The organism is Verrucomicrobiales bacterium (assembly GCA_016793885.1).
Taxonomy (GTDB): domain Bacteria; phylum Verrucomicrobiota; class Verrucomicrobiia; order Limisphaerales; family UBA11320; genus UBA11320.
Genome location: JAEUHE010000025.1, coordinates 1 through 24,035, shown reverse-complemented (window position 1 = coordinate 24,035; position 24,035 = coordinate 1). Strand labels below are relative to the sequence as shown.

14 protein-coding genes are annotated in these 24,035 nt (G+C 60.0%); 9 read left to right on the top strand and 5 right to left on the bottom strand.

Annotated features, from left to right (window positions below):
- Positions 1-125 precede the first annotated feature (125 nt).
- Positions 126-6,002: a glycosyltransferase gene (locus JNN07_03270; protein MBL9166735.1), complete on the top strand. Its 5,877-nt coding sequence runs from the start codon at positions 126-128 to the stop codon at positions 6,000-6,002.
- Here the strand turns inward: JNN07_03270 and JNN07_03265 are convergent.
- Positions 5,999-6,910, bottom strand: a complete 912-nt coding sequence (locus JNN07_03265) for a LysR family transcriptional regulator (GenBank protein MBL9166734.1) — start codon at positions 6,908-6,910, stop codon at positions 5,999-6,001. The two genes, JNN07_03270 and JNN07_03265, sit on opposite strands and share 4 nt — an antisense overlap.
- Before the next feature lie 113 nt (positions 6,911-7,023).
- On the opposite strand from JNN07_03265, the gene JNN07_03260 reads away from it, so the two are divergent.
- Positions 7,024-8,271 (top strand): cation:proton antiporter, encoded by a 1,248-nt coding sequence (locus JNN07_03260; GenBank protein MBL9166733.1) that lies wholly within the window; start codon positions 7,024-7,026, stop codon positions 8,269-8,271.
- A 260-nt stretch (positions 8,272-8,531) separates the two neighbouring features.
- Positions 8,532-10,556 carry a metallophosphoesterase gene (locus JNN07_03255; GenBank protein MBL9166732.1) on the top strand — a complete coding sequence of 675 codons (2,025 nt, stop codon included), beginning with the start codon at positions 8,532-8,534 and terminating at the stop codon, positions 10,554-10,556.
- Here JNN07_03255 and JNN07_03250 read toward each other — a convergent pair.
- Positions 10,553-11,893 (bottom strand): Gfo/Idh/MocA family oxidoreductase, encoded by a 1,341-nt coding sequence (locus JNN07_03250; GenBank protein MBL9166731.1) that lies wholly within the window; start codon positions 11,891-11,893, stop codon positions 10,553-10,555. The two genes, JNN07_03255 and JNN07_03250, sit on opposite strands and share 4 nt — an antisense overlap.
- Positions 11,894-11,991: 98 nt before the next feature.
- Between JNN07_03250 and JNN07_03245 the strand changes: the two genes are divergently transcribed.
- The 3 genes from JNN07_03245 to JNN07_03235 are packed head-to-tail and all read left to right on the top strand — an operon-like array spanning position 11,992 to position 15,518.
- A complete protein-coding gene (locus JNN07_03245) occupies positions 11,992-12,981 on the top strand; it encodes a substrate-binding domain-containing protein (protein ID MBL9166730.1) in 990 nt (329 codons plus the stop codon).
- A 58-nt stretch (positions 12,982-13,039) separates the two neighbouring features.
- A complete protein-coding gene (locus JNN07_03240) occupies positions 13,040-14,527 on the top strand; it encodes a sugar ABC transporter ATP-binding protein (protein MBL9166729.1) in 1,488 nt (495 codons plus the stop codon).
- Between the two features lie 4 nt (positions 14,528-14,531).
- Positions 14,532-15,518: an ABC transporter permease gene (locus JNN07_03235; protein MBL9166728.1), complete on the top strand. Its 987-nt coding sequence runs from the start codon at positions 14,532-14,534 to the stop codon at positions 15,516-15,518.
- A 111-nt stretch (positions 15,519-15,629) separates the two neighbouring features.
- Here the strand turns inward: JNN07_03235 and JNN07_03230 are convergent, their stop codons facing one another.
- Together JNN07_03230 and JNN07_03225 are read right to left on the bottom strand one after the other, a co-directional pair.
- Positions 15,630-17,006: a hypothetical protein gene (locus tag JNN07_03230; GenBank protein ID MBL9166727.1), complete on the bottom strand. Its 1,377-nt coding sequence runs from the start codon at positions 17,004-17,006 to the stop codon at positions 15,630-15,632.
- 303 nt (positions 17,007-17,309) lie between these two features.
- Positions 17,310-17,885 (bottom strand): hypothetical protein, encoded by a 576-nt coding sequence (locus JNN07_03225; GenBank protein MBL9166726.1) that lies wholly within the window; start codon positions 17,883-17,885, stop codon positions 17,310-17,312.
- A 173-nt stretch (positions 17,886-18,058) separates the two neighbouring features.
- Between JNN07_03225 and JNN07_03220 the strand changes: the two genes are divergently transcribed.
- The 3 genes from JNN07_03220 (at position 18,059) to JNN07_03210 (ending at position 23,096) form a co-directional block, all read left to right on the top strand.
- Positions 18,059-18,823: a response regulator transcription factor gene (locus JNN07_03220; protein MBL9166725.1), complete on the top strand. Its 765-nt coding sequence runs from the start codon at positions 18,059-18,061 to the stop codon at positions 18,821-18,823.
- Between the two features lie 11 nt (positions 18,824-18,834).
- Positions 18,835-20,289 (top strand): HAMP domain-containing histidine kinase, encoded by a 1,455-nt coding sequence (locus tag JNN07_03215; GenBank protein MBL9166724.1) that lies wholly within the window; start codon positions 18,835-18,837, stop codon positions 20,287-20,289.
- A 98-nt stretch (positions 20,290-20,387) separates the two neighbouring features.
- Positions 20,388-23,096: a PQQ-dependent sugar dehydrogenase gene (locus JNN07_03210; GenBank protein MBL9166723.1), complete on the top strand. Its 2,709-nt coding sequence runs from the start codon at positions 20,388-20,390 to the stop codon at positions 23,094-23,096.
- Positions 23,097-23,809: 713 nt separating this feature from the next.
- Here JNN07_03210 and JNN07_03205 read toward each other — a convergent pair.
- Positions 23,810-24,035, bottom strand: a 226-nt coding sequence (locus JNN07_03205) for a hypothetical protein (GenBank protein ID MBL9166722.1), incomplete at its 5' end; no start/stop codon positions are given.

The window sequence follows — 24,035 nt, the reverse complement described above, 5'->3', positions numbered from 1 at the left end:
GATCTTATGGTCCGTCGCCCTGGGTTTCTCGCGAGGGACTCAGGGTGCTTAGTTTCAACCCAGGCGCATTCCGTGTGCGAGCAGCGGGCAGGGGACCTGTAACCAAGGACTAGGACTTCAGTTTTATGACGGACGCACTGCCGATTGAGCACGCCCCAGGGGGCGCTGTAGAACATGCCTTTGACCGCGGCGACTACGCCTCTGCCGCGCTCTTCGGTCACGAGGGTGACTGGCGTACCCATGCTGCCAAAGGGCTGATTGGGCTAGCCAAGCCAGCCTTGGAGGGCTTGGCTCGGTTCTCTGTGCCAGAGGCCAGGTTCTACGAGGGGGTCACTCACTGGATCGATGGAAACGATGCAGTCGCGGTGAAAGCCCTAGCCGGGCTCACTACGGAGCACGCTCGAAAACTCTTGGCGTTGTTGCGCAAACCCAAGATCCAAGTGCTCTCCCAATGTGACCGGGGAAGCCAGTGGGATTTCATCACCTCCATTCGCGAGGACCAGCGATTCGAGATCGTGAACTATGGGTTCGATGTCAACGACCAGCCCATTCGGCCCTATGCTGATATTCGGCGGTGTTTCGATGAGAAGCGGCCGCCCGATTTCTACGTCGCAAAAATGCTCGAATGGCATTTGCTGCCGCCAAACCTGCAGACTCTACCCTGCCCCGTCTTCGGCCACACCGCCGACTACGATCTTCATATCCAGGCGGTTCACCCTTGGTTAGGGGTGTTTGATGAGGTGCTCACTACCGACCAGACGGAGTGGCGTGATGTGTCCCAGCTTCGTCAAGGTCCGGTCTCGGTCTTTCCCAAGGCCTTTGGTCTGGCTCTCAAACTGCCGGCGGTGCCGGATGGCCTTCGAGCCCTGGATGTGTTCATCTCAGGAACAACCCAGCATCCCTACCATCCCGACAAGGCTCGATTGATTCATCAGGTCCTCCGCAACCGGGATCTGAAGGTGAAGTTCCTCGAAGGTTTTCTTCCCATGGCCGATTACCTGAACATCCTGGGTTGCACCCGGGCTGCGTTCACGTACATCCGGCATCCCGGGGGCATGCCGACTCGTGGGATGGAATCCTTGGCGATGGGAGCGGCGATCGCGGTGCAGGAGGAAAGCATTCTTAGGGCCTATCTCGGCGAGAATGAGGGGGTGGTCTCCTATTCGCTCGAGAAAGGGGATCTGCCCGACGCCCTCCAGAGGATCACTCGGGAATGGGAGCTGTTTCGCGAACGGGCTCTGATCGGGGCTGGTGTAGTTCGCCAGGAGTTCACTTCGACCCGGGCGGCTTCCCAGTATTTTCGATTCCTGACCTTTCTGGCAGCCAAGCCCCGCGCGGCGCGGGTGGAGGTGGATCCTCGGTTGCTTCGTCAGAAGCGCAGCATTCTTTGCAAAGGCTGGTCGTGGAGACCCGCTGTGAATCTAGCGGTCCGGCAGCGCAGCTTGAAGGAATGGGCTTCCGATCTGACTCAACAGGCTTCGGCCGCGTGCGTCATCAACATGGCCCGCGAGTTGGTATTGGAGTTTGCCACCGCCGCCTATTTTCCAGCGGCACAAGTCTACCATAAGAACTACAACGCTCGATCCAAGATCGATCGTGAGGTCCTCTCCAGCGCTTTGGACCTCTATCGCTTGGGCATGCGCCGTTTTCCGAGATCTTTGGTGCTGCGGTTTAATTTTATCCGAGCCGCATTGCACTTCGGCGAGCCCGAGGAGGTCTCCCAGGCCCTCATGACGGCAATCCAGACCCTGACGGGTTCCCAGGGAAACTGGGAGGTGTCGTGCGATGAGGATGTTTTTCCTTGGGACTTCTTTGGTCAGTTCTTCAACTATCGTTCCTATTTCGATCGATGCACTTTGGCCCTTCAGCGCAGGGAGGACGCGAGCGCGGATCTCAGTCAGTTGATCCTGGGCTCGATCGCCTATTACCTCGCCTGTTATTCGGAGGCGGATCTACGCCAAGCAGTCGGTCCTGGATTCGCAGGCCCGGATGCTCCGAAGAGTCTTCGGCTGGAGTACGTGCAGCAGGCGATCGCCCAGGATGCGGAGTTCCCTCTTTATCGACTGCTCAAAGCACGCCTGCTTCTGGAAGTGAATGAGCCTGCAGCTGACCAGCAGGCGGTGGTCTTGCTCGCCGACCTCGCGGAGCACTCCATGCTGCACGCGCAGGCGACGCTGCTGTTGCGCCAGATGGAAGCGCGCGGATTTCAGCATCGCCGGTTGGCTGACCTGTTGGAGTATGCGCAGTTGACCGAAGGAAGGATGCACCAAACCACGGTGGGAAGGGAGGATTGGGAAACGTTGCCGTTGCGTGCGGCTTCGCCAACTTCTTTGTCTGATGGCGAGCTGGTTATTCCCCCTGCCGCGGAGGCGGAGTCCCAGCCCGTGGTCAATCCAGGCTCTCCCCAGATCCGCAAGCCTCGAATCCTCTACCTTTGTCTGGAGTTCGCTCAATGGCAGTATGCCAAGCGTTTGGCGTATCCTGCCGGGTTGGGGATGGAGGAGGGGTTTCGCGCCAACGATGTGGAGTGGGTCACCATTCCCAGCGTGTGCGGGTTTTCGGAGACCGCGCGACTTGCTTGGCAAAAGCAGGTTCGACGTCTCTGCGCCGGGCAGCATTTCGATCAGGTTTGGGTGGAGCTTGTGCACAGCGAGTGGGATGAGGAATTCTGGCAGTGGATTTCCGGCCTGGCTCCCATACGGGTAGGCTTGGTGATGGAATCCTTGCGCTACGATCCTGAGGTGTATGTGCAGGCCCCCCAACTGCGTGACCGACATGCACGGGTTCTAGAGCGTCTGAGCCATGTCACCCATGCGTTGTGCATCGATGAAATCGACGCCGAGGAGTTGAACCAGAAGCGGACGGTCGCCGCGATTTGGTGGCCTCAGACAGTTCCCGGACGATCCATCTTGCCGCCTCCCGGTCCGAGCCCCGATCGCCGAGCCCTTTTCTCCGGTGCTATTTACGGCAATCGAAGCGAGCTCTTGCATTTACCCGCTCTCCGGCGATTGCTCACCTTCCAGCTGCAGCCGGGTGAGGACTCGACTCGATACCCTGGATGGTTCGATGAGTTGTTCCGCACCTTCGATTCGCTGCTCTGCTCGGGGCAAGCCATTGATCCGGAGAGCTTGCTCGTTCAGCTCGAAGCATGGCGTCGTATTCGAACGGCGTGCTTCGATCTCTGGTTGCGAGGGCTCCAGGCTGGCGGTCCGGTCGTCAATCTTCCGTCCTATGTGAACAGCTTTGCGGGGCGTGTCTTTGAGGCCATGGCCGCCGGCCGACCGGTCGTTTCTTGGGAGATGGCACAGCGTCCACGAGCCCTGGGACTTTTTAGACGCGGTGAGGAGATCGCCTTTTTCGAGAAAAACGACGCGCAGGCCCTGGCCGCCGAAGTGGAGCAGCTTCTTGCCGAGCCCGCACTGGGAGAACGCCGCGTGCGCCAGGCTCAGGAAACTGTCCGATGCAATCATACTACCGAGCGTCGAGTGGCCCAGGTGCTCGAGTGGATTCGCTCCGGGCTTGAGCCCGACTATGTGGGGCAGCGTAGCCCCGTCCCCATCGCCTCGGCTCCAGTTCACCCCCGAGCCGTGCCGGTAGGGTCACCCGCGCTTCGGCCTTGGTTGGGTCTCCTGGCAGAGATCCGCTCCGCACAGGGCGAGATCTCCTCGGCACTCGAATGCTTGGAAGTGGCGATCGCCAGCGCGGGCAAGGACTTGTCCCTCCAACTAAGCTGCGTTCGAATTGCGCTCGAGTCGGGAGACTGGGTCCGCGCGCGTCGCGGTCTGGAGACCCTTGTTCGGCTGGATCCGCGTGACCGTGGTACGCTTCGCATGCTGGCTGAGATTTGTCGTCGTCAGAACCAACCAGACCTGGCCCGCCGGGTGGCTGAGCAACTTTCCGCTCAAGCGTCCGATGATCTCGAGGTCCAGGTGGAGGCCTCCGCGGTGGCTTTGGCCGAAACGGGTCCACGCTCGACTTCGGATGATGAGGGCCGGGCTTGGCTGATGCCTTTGGTCGAGGTGGTTGAGTTGGCATTCCAGCGTTTCGCCGAGCGGTCGAGTAGTTCCGGTCCGGCAGCGGTCTCCCGCCTGGGAGACATTGCTTCGGCTCGCTCCGCGTTCGAGAGCCGACGCTTCGCCGAAGCCTGGGATGCCACCTGGGATGCGCTGCGGTTGCGTCCCTTTCATCCGGAAGCCTGGCTGCTCCAGTGTCAGATCGCGAAGGCCGTGGGCGATGAGCGACTCTACAAGGAGTGCGTGTCACGTTTACGAAAACGCGTTCCGAAATGGAAATCCGCCAAAAGTTTGCCCAATGGAGTGGGGGCCACCTCTGCGACCCAGGTTCACCTGGGGATTCCCGAATGGGCGAAGGGTTTGGGCAACGCCGCGCCTCGTCTCTCGGTCTGCCTGATCGTGAAGAACGAAGAGCGGTTCATCGAGTCCTGTTTAAAATCGGTTCGTCGAGTCGCGGATCAGATTGTGGTGGTTGACACGGGCTCCACCGACCGGACGGTTGAACTGGCGGAGGCTGCCGGAGCTGAGGTCCATGCTTTTGAATGGTCCAACGATTTCAGCGTGGCCCGCAACGCTGCCCTGGAGTTTGTTCGAGGCGACTGGGTTTTGGTCCTGGATGCCGATGAGGAACTGCTGCCCGACTCCGAGGAACGCCTTCGGCAACTCATGCGCACGGACGCAGTCCTGGCCTGGCGGCTTCCTTTGGCCGATGTCGGCAAGGAGAAGGAGGGGTACCATTACGTGCCCCGGTTGTTCAGAAACATTCCTGGTGCCTGCTTCACGGGCCGGATTCATGAGCACGCTTTCGGAAGCTTGGAGCGTCCCATCGAAGAGTGGGGGATGGAGAATCGCATCGGGAACGCCCAGCTCCGCCATCACGGCTACTCGGACCAGGTGGTCAAGGAGCGATCCAAGGTGGCTCGCAATCTCAAGCTGCTGTCCGTCGCGATCGAAGAGCAGCCTCATGATATCAGCCTGCGAATGAGCTACGGGCTGGAGTTGGTTCGCTCGGGCCAGCTCGACGCAGGGCTTGAAGAGTATGGCCGTGCATTCGCCGCCATGAATCAGCAGCCTGCCGCCAAGGTTCCACCGGAGTTGCGCGAGCGTTTGCTCACCTTGATGGCCTCCCATCTGGTCAGCGCCCAGCGATTTCAGTCCTTGATCGAGCTTTCCGCCTCGGCTGCCGTCAAAGCCTCCGGTCCCACGGCCTCGCTTCACATGCTCTTTGGGGTGGGATTCTACCTGCAGCGAAAGTTTGACGAGGCAGCGAAACACCTCAAGAGCTGTGTGGCGAAACGAAATCAACCAGCTCTTTCTCCCATCCTGCCGGACATTCATTCCGTGGCGCCGCGTCATATGCTGGCGTTGTCCTCTATTCAATTGGGATTGCCCTTGGAGGCGGACAAGGAGTATCGACTGGCGTTGGAGGAGGATCCCGCTTCGGCGAAAGTGCGGCTGGATTACGCGAGGTTTTTAGAACAAGCCGATCGATGGGTTCCGGCGCTGGAACAATTACATCACGTCATCACGGTTAAACCAGGGGAGCTGGCCGCTTGGCGGCTGGGTGCGGACATCGCGTTGCGAAAGCCTGAATTCGGCGAGTTTGCGGCCGATTGGACCGCGGAGGCTGTGAAGCATTTTCCTCGCGATCCAGTGCTCGGCATCGCCCGTGCGGAAGTGTTGCTGCGAATGGGCGAGCTTGAACAGTCCTTGGAGCTTTGGGCCCGGTTCGAGGATCGAACCAGGATCTCCCATCGAGCCGCGTTGATCCTGTGTCAGGTGCTCGCCGGTCAACCGGTTGAGTCGTTGTCACCCGAACAGGAGCCGATGGTGAGCCAGGAGTTTTGCGGCTGGTTCCGTCGACTGGTAGGAAGCGGTTCGGAATCGGTCGTTCGGCGAATAGGAGATTCCTTGCCTCGTTTGGAAACGGTGCTGCCCAGCGCCGCCGCCGCTTTGAGGGCCGTGCTTGCGGATGCGCAGGTTGCCTAAGGCAACGGAAACAGTCGGTCGGCTGCCAGCCAGTTCCGCATGAGCTCGATGAACGCGAGCACAGGAGGGTCTTCTGCTGTTTTGTTCCAGACCATGATCAGCGGTGCGATCTGGATGGGTTTGAGGGGGATCAACTTGACCTCGGAATCGGGCGGATCCGCGATCACTCCCTCCGGAACGATGCCAGTTCCTATGCCTGCCTCCACATAGCGGAGCACTGTTCCGATCAGACTGGGGGTGTGAGCCACCCGGGGGACGAACCCAGCGGTTCGGCAAGCGGCCATGATGGTGTCGTGAGACCCGACGCCTTCCCGTCGCGCCAGCAACACCACAGGCTCCGCGGCCAGCCGGCTCCACGGCAGACTTTCCTTCCGAGCCCAGGCGTGGGTCGGTGGAACTGCGGCACAAAATCGTTCCTTACGAAGCAGGATCGAAGGCAGCCCGAGGGACTCGTGGGCCAGCACGGGGCGGGTAAGGCCGACCGAGAGCCGCCCTTTTGCGACCATTTCCCAGACCCGTTCCGGAGTGCGCTCCTCCAAATGCACCGAGACGTTCGGATGTCCCTGACGATAGTCCGCCAAGATCCTGCCGAGGAACGTCTGAGTGGGCGGCCCGATATAGCCCAAACGAAGCTCCCCTTCTTCCCCGGACATCGTACGTTTTACCCTTCGGATCGATTCCGCAAACCGGTCGAACAGAAGCGCTGCCTCCTCCAACAGCACCGCACCGGCGGGTGTCAGGCGCACGGTTCGGCGGGTACGATTCATCAAGGCGGCACCCAGTTCTCGCTCCAGTTCCTGAACCGCGCGGCTGAGGGCGGGTTGGGCGATTCGGAGTCGCACGGCGGCTTTGGAGAAGCTCAACTCCTCCGCGACGGCTTGGAAATAGCGCAATTGGCGTAGGTCCATCGTGGATCAATGCTGCTTTGGCATAAGTGCGATAGCAATTCTGTATTTCCGTTACATCAGGCTTAGCGCTATTCTTTGCCCATGCGGTTGCCAAATCACGACTACCTGACGCTATGACTAACCTGCAGCTTGCGGTTCAGTTCTTCTTTCAGCTCGGGTTGATCCTGCTTTTTTGCCGGTTGGTCGGGATGCTGGCGGCGCGATTGGGGCAGCCTCAGGTGGTGGCGGAGATGATCGCAGGCGTCCTGTTGGGACCCTCGCTGCTAGGGCTGCTCTGGCCGGAGGGCTTTACGCGTCTCTTCCCAGCAGATTCACTCCGGATCCTGTTTCCCATTTCCCAGTTGGGATTGGCGCTCTACATGTTTGTGGTGGGTTTGGAGTTCCGCATGGATATTGTTCGTCAGAACTACAAGAGTTCCATTGCGGTGTCGTTGGCCGGCATGGTGGCTCCGTTTGTTCTGGGCGCCGGCCTAGGTTACTACTTCTTCCATCACACCGAATTGTTTCCCAAGCAGACCTCGGAGTTGGAAGCGATGCTGTTCCTGGGCGCATCCATGTGCATCACGGCATTTCCCATGCTGGCGAGGATCATTCATTTCAAGGGTTTGGCGGGCACTACCATGGGCACGGTGGCCTTGGGGGCTGGTGCGATCGACGACGCCATGGCCTGGTGCCTGCTGGCGGTGGTTTTGGCGAGCTTCTCGGGTGATTTTTCTCATGCGGCGTGGAATATCGGTGGGGGAATCGCCTATGTAAGCCTTTCATTGCTGGTGATTCGTCCCTTGCTGGCGCGATGGTTAGGTGGGGAGCAACGTCGCGAGCCGCTCACGGAAAATGAACTCGTGGTGTGTTTGGCCCTGCTGTCCTTGGGTGCTTGGTTTACGGACGCCGTCGGACTGCACGCGGTCTTCGGAGCCTTCGTGATGGGAGTGGCTATGCCTCGCGGTCTCGTGAGTGAGACCCTGATTCAACGGATCCAGCCTTTGACTGTCGCGCTGCTTTTGCCGCTGTTTTTCACCTACTCTGGGCTTAACACCAAGATTGGCCTGCTCAACTCCGTCTACCTTTGGGAGATGGCGGTGGCCGTCTTGGTGGCAGCGGTGGCGGGAAAGGGTGTCGCCTGTTGGCTGGCGGCGCGAGCTACGGGAATTTCGAATCGGGAGGCCCTGGGCATTGGGACTCTCATGAACGCGCGCGGGTTGATGGAGTTGATCATCATCAACATTGGATTGCAGAAGGGAATCATTTCGCCGGCGCTGTTCGCCATCCTGGTGATTATGGCCGTCGTGACCACCCTGATGGCATCGCCTCTTTTCGAACGGCTGGTGGGGAGTCGAACTCCTGGGCAAAGTCCCACGTGAGCGGGGTGCTGGTACACGGGTGTCGTGCCCTCCTCCCTACCTCCAAGAATGCAGACTAAATAAGTTGGGCATTACAGCAGTTTCTCACCTGGGTGTTAGGGGCCCGAACCCGTAGGGTTCATAGAAATAAGCCGGGGATGCCGGCACCCCCGGAACCGTTATAAGTCTCGACCCCTTCCTGCGGTCCTGCTCTCGGATGGCGAACTTAGGTGGTTTGACTTTGGCTGCGGACACGTCCCTACTGTGCCCCACACGACACCATGAACACCGCATTGATCCGGAGCGTCGCCGTCTCTCTCCTTGTCTTAGGCTGCACCACTCTTCTCCTGGGAGCTGACTCGCCGCGTATTCATACCGATCGTCCTTCGCCCCAGACCCTGCCGTTGCCTAAAGGCGACGATGTGTTTCATTTTGTGGTCTTCGGTGATCGCACCGGAGGACCCGATGAAGGCATCAAGGTCCTGGCTCAGGCGGTGGAGGATGCCAACCTGCTCGACCCGGACCTTGTTCTGACGGTTGGGGATCTGGTGAACGGCTACAACCAGACCCCGCAATGGATGAAGCAGATGGAGGAGTACCGAGGAACTATGAACAAGCTCAAGATGCCTTGGTTTCCGGTGGCCGGAAATCATGATATCTATTGGCGGGGTGCGGCCACTAACCCGGAAGCCAGGCCGCTGCGTGAGCATGAGGACCATTATGAGAAACACTTTGGACCCCTGTGGTACTGGTTCGAGCACAAGAAGTCCGGATTCCTGATCCTCTTCTCCGACGAGGGCCACCCGGACGGTCGGCCTCGCGATTTTGGAGACCGTGATCAGCAGCAGATCAGTCAGAGGCAGCGCGACTGGATCGCCAAGGCTCTCGCGGAGATGAAACACCTCAAACACGTCTTTGTGTTTCTTCATCATCCTTTCTGGTGGAGTGATCGTTACCCCGGCAGCAATTGGGATTCGGTCCATCAGCTCCTGGCCGGGAACGGAAATGTGCGGGCTGTCATCGCTGGCCACATTCACCAATTGCGCTACGATGGCGTGCGCGACGGGATTGGATATTACGCGCTGGCCACCACCGGAGGATCGCTTTCGGCCGGAATGGAGTATCAGTACTTCGGCATGATCCACCACTTTAACGTCGTCACCGTGCGTGACTCAGGTTTTTCCATGGCGGCGATCCCGGTCGGAACGGTGTTTGATCCCCGCCAGTTCACGCCTGACCGGATGGCTGAGGTGGACGCCGCGCGCTACCTGCTCCACGATTTTGTATCTCCGCCCATCCCGATTCGAGCAGACGGCTATGCCAATTCCCTCACTCAGGTGAGGCTCACGAACACCTGTCGGCTACCCATCGATGTCACCGTTCTGGCCAAGGGCGACAAGTCCTGGCTCTTGGCGCCGGATCATCGGCATCGGCAGCTCCAACCGGGGGCGCATCTCATCTTCGACTTTTTTTGCAACCGAGAATCCGGCGTCGCCCTCGACGGTATGGAGTTGCCTGAATTTGAGCTGCGATTCGACGTGCTGGCCAACGGGGCCAGGCTGACGATGCCTCCGCGAGCCCTGAAGGCCAGAGCGGTGCTTCAGGCCCCCGCCAGCGGCTGGGTGAGACCCGAGACCAATGGCCTTTTCGTTCTGGACGGAAAGAGCGCGTGTTTGGAGTTAGATCAAGCGATTCTGGCGGGGTTGGAAGGTCCCTTTACGGTCGAGCTGTGGGCGAAGCCTGCCGCTGAGACGGATGGAGCCCTGCTCTCGAATTTGAAGGTCGGCGGGTTTAGCCTGGATGTGGCGGGTAGCCCTCGGTTTAGCGTTCAAACCGATGCAAGCGGTGTCGACGCTCGAAAAACCAGCAACCTAAAGCCCCCACTATCGATCAAGTCGCCGCGAAAACTATCCACGGGCGAGTGGCATCACTTGGCCGGAGTGTTTGACGGGCGTCAGATCCTGCTCTATGTCGACGGAAAGCGGGTCGGCTCCACTAACGCATCGCTGGCCAGGCTGGGATCTGACAAAGCCCTCTACATCGGAGCCCGCCCCAGCCCCGCCTGGAACGTCCACAATTTTTCACAACCCGCCGGCTTTTGGAAGGGATCCATCGACGACGTGAGGATCAGCCGCGGGGTTAGATACACCGGAGACTTCGAGCCCTCCCCGAAGCTCCCGAGCGATGCCGCGGCTGTTGTAGCGGCGTCAAACGATCAGGCATTCGGCCCGTTCGTGCCACTCACCACCCCTGCCGCCCAAGCCCTGGTGAAGGGGGCGGCCAAGCTGATCCGGGAAGACCGTTAGGCCTCGGGATGCACCCACGGGCTTCGATAAGGGCGACGCAGCAAGCGGTTGGCTTCCTTATCCCCAATGACCTTGCCTTTGGCGGCGTCCCACTGAAGGGTTCGCCCGAGCTGCATCGATAGGTTGGCGAGAATGCTGGAGGCACTGGAGATGTAGCCCTGTTCGATATCTGCGACCGGCTTGCCGCGCGATGCGATATTCTGCAGTAGATCCTTCATGTGACCCCGGATCGCGGGCGCTACATGCCGCTCCAGATCCTTCTCGGTTTTGTCCTCGGGATATTGTTCCAGCTCCATCACGACATCCTTGTGGATGGGAGTGCCTCTGCCTCCGAGCGGGATGTAGTCGTAACTGTTGACGCTGGCCTTGAGCGTCCCTTTGTCCCCATAGAAGGTGGCGGCCCAGGGATACTTTGGATCCGGCGACTCGCCCCAGGTGCGATGTGTCCAGACGACCTTGAGATCACCGAAGTCGAACGTGGCGGACTGGGTGTCGGAAATGTTGGCCTTGCTGGCTTTGTCGACCAGGATTCCGCCGGAGCTGCTGACGCTGATTGGCCAGCCCAAATCCATCATCCAGCGAACCATATCGAGCATGTGAATGCACATGTCCCCGACAATACCGTTGCCGTATTCGTTGAAGGCCCGCCATCCCCGGGGATGGACCAGCTTGTTGTAAGGTCGCATGGGGGCGGGACCCGTCCACATTTCGTAATCCAGGTAGTCGGGAGGGGCGGTGTCGGGCGGGTTTTCCCGAGCGCGCATATGGTAATAGCAGCAGATCTCGACCAAGGCGATCTTTCCGAGCTTCCCGGTTTTGAGGATTTGATCGCGCGCTTCAATCAGGTGTGGGGTGCTGCGGCGTTGGGTGCCCACTTGCACCACCCGCTTGTGTTTGCGTGCGGCAGCGACCATGGCCTGGCACTCAACCACATCCACGCCGATCGGCTTTTGCACATAGATGTCCGCACCCGCCTCGCAGGCGGCAATCATGGGCAGGGCATGCCAGTGGTCCGGAGTGGCGATGATCACCAGATCCAGGTCCTTCTCCTTCAACATCTGTCGATAGTCGGAGTAGGTTCGCGGCTTGCGTTTGGACGCCTGCCGGGAAGCCACGATGTCAACCGCCTCGGACAGCATTCGGCGATCCACATCGCACAAGGACACCACTTCGACTGGGGCGACCTGGATGAGGCGGAGCAGGTCGCACTTGCCGTACCATCCGCATCCGATCAGACCGACCCGTTTCTTTTGATCAGCGAATTCGGCGGCGTAAGCACCCATGGAAGATAAAGCGACACCTGCGGCGGTGGCTTGAAGGAATTCTCGGCGGTTCATGGGCTTTATTTAGGCGAAGCCGGGCGCGAACACAATCGGAATTGGCTTCCCAAGATTTCCCTATTGAAAGGGCCAGCTTCGTTGCCTAGTTTGGTTCCATGAAATGGCTCCCCTGTTTGCGACTCTGGTGCATCGTGTGCCTTGCTTCGACGCTGAATGTCTTTGGCGCCGCCCCTTACCAAATCGCCGTGATTCCCAAGGGCACGACCCATGAGTTTTGGAAATCCATCCATGCGGGAACAATCAAGGCTCAGCGGGAGCTGGAGGCTGAGGGCGTGTCGGTGAAGATTCTTTGGAAGGGGCCCTTGCGGGAGGACGACCGGGATCAGCAGATTCAGGTGGTGGAGAATTTTACCGCCCGGCGCGTCAGTGGCATCTTGCTCGCCCCGCTCGACTCCCAGGCCTTGGTTCGGCCGGTCGCCAATGCCGTGGCGGCCAAGATTCCGGTGGTGGTGTTCGATTCTGGCCTGAAATCTGACAAACACGTCAGCTACGTTGCGACCGACAACTTTAAAGGGGGCCAACTGGCCGCCGCCCATATGGGCAAGCTCCTGAATGGGAAAGGAAAGGTTATTCTGCTCCGTTACGCGGTTGGCTCCGCCAGCACGGAGGAGCGCGAGGCTGGCTTCCTCGCTGGTCTGAAGTCCTTTCCTGGGATCGGCCTGCTGTCGGCGGATCAGTTCGCCGGACCCACGCGCGAGACAGCCTATGCCAATTCCCAGAACCTGTTGAATCGCTTTGGCAAGGAAGTCGATGGCGTCTTCGCCGTCAATGAGAACTCCACGATCGGCATGACGAAGGCTTTGCGAGACATCGGTCGGACAGGCGGAAAAGTGAAGATGATCGGCTTCGATGCGGGCAGCCAATCGATCAAGGACATGAAGGCGGGGGATGTGCAGGGCCTGGTGGTGCAGAACCCCGTGAAGATGGGGTACATCGGAGTTAAGACGCTCGTTCAGCATCTGCAGGGCAAGCCGGTCGAGAAACAGATCGATACCGGCGTTGGATTGGTCACTCCCGAAAACATGGATCAGACGGAGTTCAAGGAACTGCTGTATCCTCCGATCAGTCAGTATCTCGATAAATAGCTCCAGAGCCAGGCGTTTTCAAACTGTCGTCGGAGATCGCTCCCACTTCTACTCTCCTGTGTCGACCCGACTCCAGATCACCGGAATTCGCAAGCAGTTCGGAGCGACCTTGGCGCTTCGATCGGTCAGCCTGGAGCTGAAGGCGGGTCAGGTTCAGGCCATCATCGGCGAGAACGGAGCGGGCAAGAGTACGCTGATGAAGATTCTCAGCGGTGCCTGCGAGCCGGATGGGGGGACCATTCTGCTGGACGGGGTGCCCTTTCAGCCCAGGGATCCGCAGCACGCGCGCCGCGCCGGCGTGGCGATGATCTATCAGGAGCTGAACCTCGCTCCCCACCTTTCGGTGGAGGAAAACATTGTTCTGGGGCAGGAACCTGCTCGCTGGGGGTGGGTGGATGCTCGGAGACGTCGGGAGCTGGCCGTTCAGGCCTTGCGGGAGCTCCAGCACGAGCATCTGCCCCTGGACCTGCCGGTGAACCGGTGCACGATTGCCGAACAACAATTGGTCGAGATCGCGCGGGCGCTGCTGCACGAGCCCAAGGTGCTCATCCTGGATGAGCCGACCAGCAGTCTGACCCAGGTGGACAGCGAGCGGCTCTTTCGCGTGATCCAGCGCTTGCGAGACCGGGGGGTGAGCATCCTCTATATCAGCCACTTTCTCGAAGAGTGCCAGCGTATCAGCGATACCTACACGGTGCTTCGCGATGGCGAGTCGGTGGGCAGTGGATCCATGGCCACCAGCTCGCTGACGGAGATCATCCGGCTGATGGTGGGACGCGATGTGACGGAGATCTACCCGCGCAGCGAGCGGACCTTGGGAGAGCCGGTATTCGAACTGCACAACCTCGCAGGATTGAGCAAGCCCAAAGCAGCCAGCCTCTCCCTGCGTCGTGGTGAAATCCTGGGCATCGCCGGACTGGTGGGGGCTGGTCGAACGGAGATGCTGCGCGCGGCTTTTGGCCTGGATGCGATCGAGTCCGGAAAGGTAAAGGTCTTTGGTCGCGACAGCACCCGAGGCACTCCCTCGGATCGGTGGAATCGCGGGGTGGGTCTGGTGAGTGAGAATCGGAAGGAAGAAGGACTTCTTCTCCAGCGAAGCTTGGCGGACAACTTGACCCTGAGCCGGTTCTCGGCGGTGGCGCAGCATGGTCTGGTGCGACGAGGTAAGCAGGGGCAACAGGCGCAGGAGTTGATGACGCGGCTGCGGGTGCGCGCTCGAGATCCCTGGCAGGCGGTGGGGGAGTTGTCGGGCGGCAATCAGCAAAAGATTTCGATTGGCCGCTTGTTGCATCACGAAGCGGAGATCTTTCTTCTCGATGAGCCTACCCGGGGCATTGATGTGGGCAGCAAGGCCGAGATCTATCGACTGATCAACGAACTGGCGGGGCAAGGCAAGGCCGTGCTGTTCGTGAGTTCCTATCTGCCCGAGCTGATGGGAGTTTGTGATACCATCGCGGTGATGTGTCGGGGTATCCTGGGGGAGAAGCGTCCGGTCTCGCAATGGACTGAGCATGCAATCATTGAGGCGGCGGTGGGAAAGGGATGATCGGATGGCAAGCGAACACGATAAACGCTCCAAGTGGGCCAGGTTTTTGAGTTTGGCTGGGCCCTTTTTGGGCTTGGCCTTCGTCACCGGCATTTTCGCGTTCAGCGAAGATCTGCGGCCCGTCTTCTACACGGGAGCGAATTGGAAAAACATCCTGACTCAGACCGTTATCGTTTCCCTAGGAGCGCTGGGCATGACGCTGATCATTGTGAGCGGTGGCATCGATTTGAGCGTCGGCTCGGTGGTGGCGTTGACAGGGGTGGTGGGCGCTCGTCTTTTGGAGCAGCACGTTTCTCCTCCGCTGGTGGTCCTGGCCACGGTTTTGACGGGCGGGCTGATCGGTCTGATCAACGGGTCCATCATCGCGGGGTTTCGGATGCTGCCCTTTGTCGTCACGCTGGGCATGATGGGAATTGCCCGGGGTGCCGCGAAATGGCTGGCGGGCAATCAGACCGTCAATATCGAAGGAGAATCGCCGGTCGTCAAAGTGATGGAGAAGCTAAGTCCGGACACGTTTCTCCCGCTTCCGTCCGGGGTCTGGATCGCGCTGGTGCTGACCGCCTTGGTTTCGTTGATGCTTCGTTGCACCGTGTTCGGAAGATACATTTTTGCCATCGGCTCCAACGAGGCGACGGCGCGGCTTTGCGGCATTTCCGTCCGGCTTCACAAAGTGCTGATCTATTCCATTGCCGGGCTCTTTTTCGGCCTGGCTGGGCTGATGCAGCTTTCGCGACTCACTCAGGGCGATCCCAGCGTGGCAGTCGGACTCGAGTTGGACATCATCGCGGCGGTGGTGATTGGAGGCGCGAGCCTTAGTGGAGGCACGGGAAGCGTGATGGGATCGGTTATTGGTGCCCTCATCATGGCGGTGCTCCGTGCCGGCTCGAGTCAGATGAACTGGGATAACTACGTCCAGGAGATCATCATTGGAATTGTGATTATCTTCGCGGTGGGACTGGACAAGCTCCGGCAGCGGCAGTCGGCCGCCTAGAGGGCACTGGTCCCTCAGGGTCGTCTTTCCAAGTCTTTGCGGATCCGCGTCATCCGAGCTATCCGTGGTTTACATCCACCTTTCTAGGTTCATGGGGGCCCTCGGACGACGTTACTCTCCAGCGAAGTCGATGCCCTTGGGCTCGGGACGATCCTCGGTGATGAGTTTCCAGCTGGCTCCCATTTCGCGTAGGTGCCGGTAGTCCCGCGGACGATACCGGAACCGCAACTGGGGCGTCTCCAACTGGACTCCGCCCTGAATTCGAGAATCCATGGCGGCATCCAGGATGCCGGTGGTCATGAGGGTGCGTTCCACCGGATAGGGAGAACGCTTCTCTCGGAAATGAGTCTGGATGGCGTGCGAGAGCGCTTTGAAGAGGTTTCGATTCTGCCAGGGTCCAACATAAAAACTGGTGCCCCGAGGCGCTGACTCCCCTGCCAGTTGACATCCGAAATACCATCGGATCCCGGTGATTCCCGCGGCCAGCATGGTCCCGCGAGTTCCATCTCGATAGTCGATGAGAATGCCATGAGAAACGAAGGGTCGGCCCCCGCCTGCCTGGGCATTCGGCTCGAACAGCTTGGATGCCGTGGGTAGTCCTGGGATGGGCTTGCTGGCGAGCGCAGCGATGGCGATCTGAGGCGACCAGCGCCCCTCCCGCGCGGCCTGCCAGAGTTTGTCCCCCTCAAGGAACTGCACGCGTGCGACCCCGGTTTCTCCGCCGCGGCGCGCCTCCACCATGGACTGCAGGACTTCCAAGGCATGGATGTCGTAGGATTCGACTCCACCTCCGTGAATCGAGACGGCCTCCTGGATTCGCGCACCGGGGGGTAACTCGAAGGTGGGGGTTCGCTCGGCAAGCGGGACGGAGCTGCCCGCCATGAGCGGAAACCCCATTCGGCGTGAAGTGTCATACATTTCTTTGGCCCAATCCCAGCGGTAGGAGAGATGTTTGTCGCTGAACACGGGGACAGTCCGTCGGCTGGCGCGAAACACGGCGACGATCTCATCGAAGAAGCGTTTGCGTGGATACTCCATTTGAGCCTTGGCGTTGACCCGATACTTGCCGTGTTCGCCGATGGACAGAACGGCATCGACCGCCAGTTGGCGTCCGCCCTGGCACAGGGCGCCATGGATGGTGGGATAAACGGGAATCTTGTATTGGGCGGAGATCGCGCGGGAAAGTTCGTTGGCGGGGGTTTGGTCGACGTAAAGACTCACTATATCCATCCCCGATTCCGTGCGTTTTCCATTGAAAAGGTAGGGTTCTAGAAAGTTTTCGAGGATGACATGGGCATGGCTGCGATAGGAGTATTCGGTCACGATGGCTGCGACCTGGAGGCGTTTGGACCCGGGGGCAGCGGCGAGGAGTGAGCTGGCTGGGGCGCTGAGCACTCCGGCGGCCATGGCTTGCTTGCCCAACCGCATGAGAAAGGAACGTCGGCTTCGGGTGAAACCGGAGGCGGTCGGGATGTTGGTGATGCTCATGCGGGCATAGCTCTATCCGGCGTACGCCAGCAGCGTCAATTGGGAATGGGGTCTCGTCCTCCCTCAAGTTGATCGAACGAGGGGCGCTCTAGGGAGCGCGGAGACACGTCTCCGCTTTTCCTGCGCGTGGCGGGGTGGCTAGAGGGGCGTCTAGGGTGAGGGGGTGCGTTGGCGGGGCATGGGGTGGCGTGAAGGAACAGCGGTGTCGTGCCACCGCGGTCCATAGGGCCCTCGCGGTCCATAAGAACGCCTCGGGAGAGCAAGTCTCCCGAGGCGGCTCCGACCCTGTGGTAGGTTTTGCGCTTACTCTCCGGGAGCTTCACTGCCCCTGCCCGGACGGCGACCGGGTCCGCCCGGACCTCTTCCGGGGCGCAGCTCCTCGGCGGACAGCTGGCCATCCTGATTCTTATCGAGTGTTTTCAGCGCTACTGCAGCGTTGGCCAGTTCCGTGGCGTCAATCGTGCCATCTTGATTCGCATCCAGTGCCGCCAGCATCGGAGGCAGCGGGCGGTTCGGGCGTTTTTCTCCGTCCGGCCCAGTGCCACCGTCGGGTCCGCCGGGTCCACCAGGACCGCGTCGCGGGTGCAGCTCGTCGGCCGTCAGCGATCCATCGCTGTTGGTGTCGAGTTTCTTCAGCGAGGTGGGGGCGGCGGCCAATTCGGCAGCGTCGATGATTTGGTCCTGGTTGGTGTCCAGGGCGGCGATGAACGGGGGCATGCGTCGGGGGCCGCCCTGCTCACCTCCCGGACCTCCATTTTGTCCCTGCGAGCCATCCGGACGGCCACGACGGCCTTGGCCGGCACCGGGGCCTTGTTGGGCGATAGCGAAATCGGCGCTGATTCCGACCACGAGAGCGATCACTGCGAGTTTGGTTTTCATAGTGTTTTTGTTTTGTGTAGGTGTCATAACTATCTGCTGTTAATAGACTCCCCATTTGTTAAGCCCGTATGTGCGCCAACGGGGAGATTTGTTAAGGGATTGTAAAAGTCAGGGCTTTTGATCGGTTGACACCTTATTTTACCCTGACTGACGAACCGAATGAACCGAGCACGATGACCTCAACGAATCTCAATCAGCCGCAGGCTGCGGATGCTTCCGAGGGCGGCACTCGAATTCTGGTGATTGACGATGACAAGAAGCTCTGTCGACTGATTCGGGACTATCTTCAACCGATGGGCTATCAGGTCAGCACGGTTCATACGGGCCCGGAAGGCGTGGCTGCCACGCAGTCCGCTGCGTGGGATGCCGTCATTCTGGATGTCATGTTGCCGGGGCTGGATGGTTTTGAGGTGCTGCGACGGATTCGAAAGAGCTCGGAGGTCCCCGTGCTGATGCTGACCGCCCGTGGAGAGGAAGCTGATCGCATTGTAGGCTTGGAGATGGGGGCCGACGATTACCTGCCCAAAACCTTCTCGACCCGGGAACTGCTGGCGCGCTTGCGGGCGGTGATTCGCCGGGGGCAGCGTCCGGCGACAACTCCCATTCCCAGTGCCGAGGGTGCGGATCCGGTTTGCGGCGTGGGGTCGTTGCGCGTAGACCCTAACACGAGGACGGCGATGTTGGGTGCAGAGTCTCTCAGCCTCACTCCGGTGGAATTTGATTTGCTGTTAAGCTTGGCCAGGGCTCGGGGCCGAGTGCGTAGCCGCGAACAGTTGCTGGAGGAGATCCGCGATCGCAACTACGACGTCTTCGACCGGTCGATCGATGTTCACATTTCGAGTCTGCGCAAGAAGTTGGGAGACGATCCGAAGGAACCTCGCTTCATTCGGACTCTTCGTTCCGCAGGATACATGCTGATCAACCCTGAGGCTCCTTGAGAGGTCCGACCATGCTCTCCCGACTTCCACTCTTTGCCAAGATTCAGCTCTGGTTCTTCCTGAACCTGATCCTGCTCGCTGCGGTCGCGCTCTTGGTGGTGACGTTTCAATTTCATTTCGGGATGGATTGGTTGCTGGCTTCGCAGGCGGGCGATCGGGTGCAGGCGGTGGCGGATGCGTTGGCCGAGGAACTCCGGGAGGAGCCGCGCTCGAATTGGGAGGCGCTGCTGAAGGAGTTGAGCGAGGCGCAGGGGGTGGATTTCGGCCTCTTTGCCAACGAGGGAAGGCTTTTGGCGGGAGCTCCTTCGGAGCTACCTGAGGCGGTCCGGATGAGGATAGGTGGGGGTCCGCCCGGGGGGCGTCCGATCCCTGACGGGCCAGGGGCAGCCGAGCTTCCTTCGCGTCGAGGTGGCCGTCTAGGACCGCGAGGCAGCCCGCCGAAGATGATGGTTCGAACGACCGAACCGACTCGCTATTGGGTGCTGGTTCGCCTCCGTCTGACGGATAAGGCGGGGCAGCGTCCGTTCCCGGCGACTCTGGTGGCGAGCTCCCCCTCGTTCCGCGGGAATGGTCTCTTTTTCGATGTCAAACCGTGGCTGATCGCCGGAGGAGGGGTGGTGATTCTTTCCGGACTGTTCTGGTTGCCATTGATCCGCAGTATGACGCGGGCGATTGGACAATTGACCCGAGTCACGGAGCAGATTGCCGAAGGACGGTTCGAGGCTCGAGTTCCCACGGACCGTGGCGATGAGATCGGGTCTTTGGCGCAGTCGGTGAACCGCATGGCGGAGAGGTTGTCGGGCTACGTCAACGGTCAAAAGCGCTTTCTGGGGGACATTTCTCATGAGTTGTGCGCGCCGCTGGCTCGGCTGCAAATGGTGATCGGCATTCTGGAACAGCGTGGCGACCCGGCATTTCGTGAATCCGTTCAAGATGCGGCCGAAGAGGTGAAGGAGATGTCCTCATTGGTCAATGAGTTGCTCAGTTTTTCCAAAGCAGGGCTGCGGCCTCAGGATGTGAAGCTGCAGTCCGTTGAGCTGTTGGAATTGGCAAGGCGTGTGGTGGACCGCGAAGCACCCGAGGCGCGAGTGGATGTTCGCGTTCCGGTGGGAATGTCGGCGTTGGGAGATCCAGAGTTGGTGGCTCGCGCCCTTGCTAACTTGGTCCGCAATGCGCTTCGCTATGCGGGCGAGTCAGGGCCGATCGCGGTCCTTGGAGAACTCGTGGGAGGGGAAGTGCAACTCAAGGTTCAAGATCAGGGACCGGGAGTTCCGGAAGAGTTCTTGCCTCGAATTTTTGATCCGTTTTTCCGCGTGGAAGCTTCCCGGAGTCGCGAGACCGGAGGAGTTGGTTTGGGCCTCTCCATCGTGAAAACCTGCATGGACGCCTGTCAGGGACGAGTCTCAGCTCGCAATCGCGTGCCATCGGGCCTAGAGGTCGTCCTCCATTTGCAGAGCGGACGGTGATGAAACGGCCGGACTGTCTCACACTAAGCCACGAAGCCACAAAGGGGGGTGAAATCTTGGGAGTTGCCAGAGGAAAGACCTTGGTTCACATCTGTGCGGTGATCTTGCCTGCTCTACACTCTCCCGCCTGGTCGGTCTCGGCTGGATTACTCCGTTGGTTCGTTCGGCTCGGGTTGATGGTCTTTGGCATGGGGCTGCTTGGGACCGTGCCAGCGGCTCCACGAATCTTGTGGACCAACGAAACGCTAGTGGGCTCGCCCGAGCCGCCGACGCCCTATGTCGTGGAGCCTGCCTTTCCGAGGTTGAAGCTTAAATCGCCCCTCTATCTAGCCGACGAACCGGGCAGTGATCGTCTCTGGGTGGTACTCCAGGGAGGAGAGAAGGACCGACCGTCGCGGATCCTGAGCTGGCGTAACAGTCCCGAAGCCGAACAGACCCAAGAAGTCCTGGAGATTTCCCGGCGACAACTCATTTACGGACTCACCTTTCATCCGGGATTTTCTTCGAACCGCTGGGTCTATCTTTTCTGCAACGGCCCGACCGGTGACGCTTCGAGAACGAATCGAATCTTGCGTTACCGCGTCTCTGCCGGAGAGGCCCCGCGCTGTGAGCCCGAGTCCGAGAAGCTGATTCTGGAATGGTTTTCGGCCGGACATGATGGCGGTGATCTGGCTTTTGGTCTCGATGGGATGCTTTATATCACCGCCGGTGATGGTTCGAGCGATTCGGACACCTACAATAGCGGCCAGGATCTGAGCAATCTGTTGGCGACCTTGATTCGGATCAATGTCGACCAGCCTGAGGCTGGCCGGAACTATTCGGTTCCGAGCGATAACCCGTTTGTGAAGCACCCGGGCGCTCGACCGGAAATCTGGGCGTATGGGTTCCGCAACCCTTGGAGAATGGATATCGACCGTCGTACGGGCGATATTTGGGTGGGTAACAATGGTCAGGATCTTTGGGAAACCGCCTATCTCGTTCGCCGCGGAGACAACTACGGGTGGAGCGTGTTGGAAGGTAGCCACCCCTTCTATCCCAACCGACGGCGAGGTCCGACACCGATTTCTGCACCGATCATTGAGCATGCTCATTCGGAGTTTAGATCCCTCACGGGGGGCGTGGTGTATCAAGGCGGTCTTTTTCCCAGCCTGACGGGTGCCTATGTGTATGGAGACTATTCCACCGGCAAGATCTGGGGTGCTCGGCATCGCGAGGGACGCCTGGTGTGGCATCAGGAGCTGGCGGATACGACGCTCCAGATTGTGGCGTTTCGCAACGACCAACATGGCAACCTGTTGGTGGTGGATTTGGGCGGGGGCATTTATCGGCTTTCCCCGCGCATCCCCGCGCCACTGGCTCGCCCGTTCCCGAAACGTCTGAGTGAGACCGGACTTTTCAGCTCGGTTGCAAAGCACCTGCCACACCCCGGATTGATTCCCTATGTGGTCAATGTGGCGGGGTGGGTCGATGGGGCGCAGGCGGACCGGTTTATCGCGCTCTCCGGGGATGCCAAGATGCACTACGCCGCAACCCGAGGTTGGAATTTCACCAATCGGACGGTCCTGGTGCAAACGCTGAGTTTGCCGGGGGTGGATGGGAGGGCGGAGCGTGGTGTGCGGGTCGAGACGCGGTTGTTGGTACGAGACGACAATGAGTGGCAGGGCTATTCGTATGCCTGGAATGTGGATCAAACGGAAGCGTACCTTGTGTCCAAGGAAGGAACCAATCTGGTGATGCGGGGCCGTCCGGATGGCGGTCCCGAGGTAAGTTGGCGTGTTCCCAGTCGAGCTGACTGCCTATCGTGCCATGCCCGGGCGGTGAACTACGTGCTCGGCCTGAGTCAGGTTCAGCTGAATTGCAGTGTTGACCTTGGATCCGGAAGGGAAAACCAACTCGAGGTGTTTCGTCGCTTGGACCTATTTCATGAACCTCCTCCCGCCTCACTGGACCAGTCGCCACGGCTGGTGAATCCCTATGACGAGACCCAAGAATTGGAGGCTCGAGCGCGATCCTACTTACACGCCAATTGTTCGGTGTGTCATGTGGAAGCGGGGGGAGGGAATGCCCGCATGGAGCTGGAGTTCTCCCGATCTCTCGAGGCGATGAACCTGGTCTCAGCGCGCCCTCAGCACGACACGTTTGGCCTGACGAATGCCATGATTATCGCCCCCGGCCTTCCGGACAGCTCGGTGATGGTTCATCGGATTTCGCAACGGGGCCGTGGTCAAATGCCGCCCTTGGGAACCTCGAAGGTGGATGAGCGGGCGATTGCGTTGATGCGACGCTGGATTGCGGGGATGAAGTCGGAGACGCGTTTGGTGCGGGACTGGAAGGTCCAGGATCTGGAGGCGGAGCTGGTGCTGATTCAACAGGGCAAGCTGGGGGCGTCGGATGCGGGGAAGCAGGTCTTCCGGCAGGTGGGCTGTGTTCAGTGTCATCGCCTGGGCGGTGAGGGCGGTTCGGTAGGGCCGGATTTGACGGACGTCGGACGACGGCTCGGACTGGCTGCGCTGTTGGAGTCGTTGGTGGACCCTTCGAAGACCATTGCCGACGGATATGTTTCTCAAGAATGGGAAACGAAGGATGGAGAGGTGATTACGGGAACGGTGGAGCGTGAGGAAAACGAATTCTGGATCATTCGCACCGCCTCCTCTTTGGTGGGAACCGTCCGGCTTGCCAAGTCCACGGTGGTGAGCCAGCGAGCCTCATCCCTTTCGAACATGCCGTCCGGCATGCTGAACTCGCTCGAAAAACAGCAGGTCGTGGACCTGCTGGCTTATGTCTTTTCCGGAGGCGACGGGAAGTAGTGGCCCTATGGAGCGCGGAGACAGGTCTCCGCTTTTCCTGCGCGTGGCGGAGTGGCTGTTAGGGCGCCGTCGGAGAAAGGCGTAATCGAGCGAAGTCGCGTTGAATGCGAAAACGGCAGTGATGACCACGGATTTCTCGGATGACTCGGTTGAAGAATAATCTGTGTGGGTCGGCAGGGCACGAACCCACAGGGTTCGCAGAGAATAGCCGGGGGTGCTCGCACCCCCGGAACTGTTAAAAGTACGGAGCATCGCGCAGTGATGCCACCGGCTGCTCACACTTGAGGCGCCCGACTCCAGAAACCAAAAAGTTCCTCAGTCCATTGGCCGACTGGTGGCACGCCTTTCAGGGTGCTGTTGAATAGGGGGCCGACCGACCGGGGGTGTCGCTGCGCTCCACGCCCCGGCTAATCTCTGTGAACCCTGCGGGTTCTCGGCCGTGGAAAGGCGAGCGAAGGAGGGGCGCTCTATGGAGCGCGGAGACAGGTCTCCGCTTTTCCTGCGCGTGGCGGAGTGGCTGGCGATGGGTCTAGGATTGGTGTGTGCGTTGGAGGGACATGGGGTGGCGTGAAGGAACAGCGGTGTCGTGCCACCGCGGTCCATAGGGCCCCGGCCATGACGCCGGTGGAGAAGGGACAAAAAGAAGAGGCCGGAGGTTGCCCTCCGGCCTCACTGAGTTATGGCAGAATAATGGCCTCTGCGTAGCGGTCAGCTTACGGCTTCACCGCGCGAGCGAACTGGGCTGCTTGGTTCGGAGCCAAGGTGAGCGGGCTCACGGCACCTTCCAGCTTGGTGTAGGGTCCATTGACCGAGGTGGCCACATGGAGTTCGCCTTCCCAGGTCACGGTCAGACTGCCATTGGCATTGCGGACCACGGAGATGGACGGACGATCCGTTCCGATGGTCGCGGTCAGCTGCAGAGCCTGGCCGGTGGTGAAG

What these genes read in the sequence shown, in the direction of transcription:
- JNN07_03250 (MBL9166731.1), bottom strand. Translation starts at nt 11,893, where the DNA reads ATGAACCGCCGAGAATTCCTTCAAGCCACCGCCGCAGGTGTCGCTTTA.
- JNN07_03270 (MBL9166735.1), top strand. Translation starts at nt 126, where the DNA reads ATGACGGACGCACTGCCGATTGAGCACGCCCCAGGGGGCGCTGTAGAA.
- JNN07_03245 (MBL9166730.1), top strand. Translation starts at nt 11,992, where the DNA reads ATGAAATGGCTCCCCTGTTTGCGACTCTGGTGCATCGTGTGCCTTGCT.
- JNN07_03225 (MBL9166726.1), bottom strand. Translation starts at nt 17,885, where the DNA reads ATGAAAACCAAACTCGCAGTGATCGCTCTCGTGGTCGGAATCAGCGCC.
- JNN07_03265 (MBL9166734.1), bottom strand. Translation starts at nt 6,910, where the DNA reads ATGGACCTACGCCAATTGCGCTATTTCCAAGCCGTCGCGGAGGAGTTG.
- JNN07_03230 (MBL9166727.1), bottom strand. Translation starts at nt 17,006, where the DNA reads ATGAGCATCACCAACATCCCGACCGCCTCCGGTTTCACCCGAAGCCGA.
- JNN07_03215 (MBL9166724.1), top strand. Translation starts at nt 18,835, where the DNA reads ATGCTCTCCCGACTTCCACTCTTTGCCAAGATTCAGCTCTGGTTCTTC.
- JNN07_03235 (MBL9166728.1), top strand. Translation starts at nt 14,532, where the DNA reads ATGGCAAGCGAACACGATAAACGCTCCAAGTGGGCCAGGTTTTTGAGT.
- JNN07_03220 (MBL9166725.1), top strand. Translation starts at nt 18,059, where the DNA reads ATGACCTCAACGAATCTCAATCAGCCGCAGGCTGCGGATGCTTCCGAG.
- JNN07_03260 (MBL9166733.1), top strand. Translation starts at nt 7,024, where the DNA reads ATGACTAACCTGCAGCTTGCGGTTCAGTTCTTCTTTCAGCTCGGGTTG.
- JNN07_03255 (MBL9166732.1), top strand. Translation starts at nt 8,532, where the DNA reads ATGAACACCGCATTGATCCGGAGCGTCGCCGTCTCTCTCCTTGTCTTA.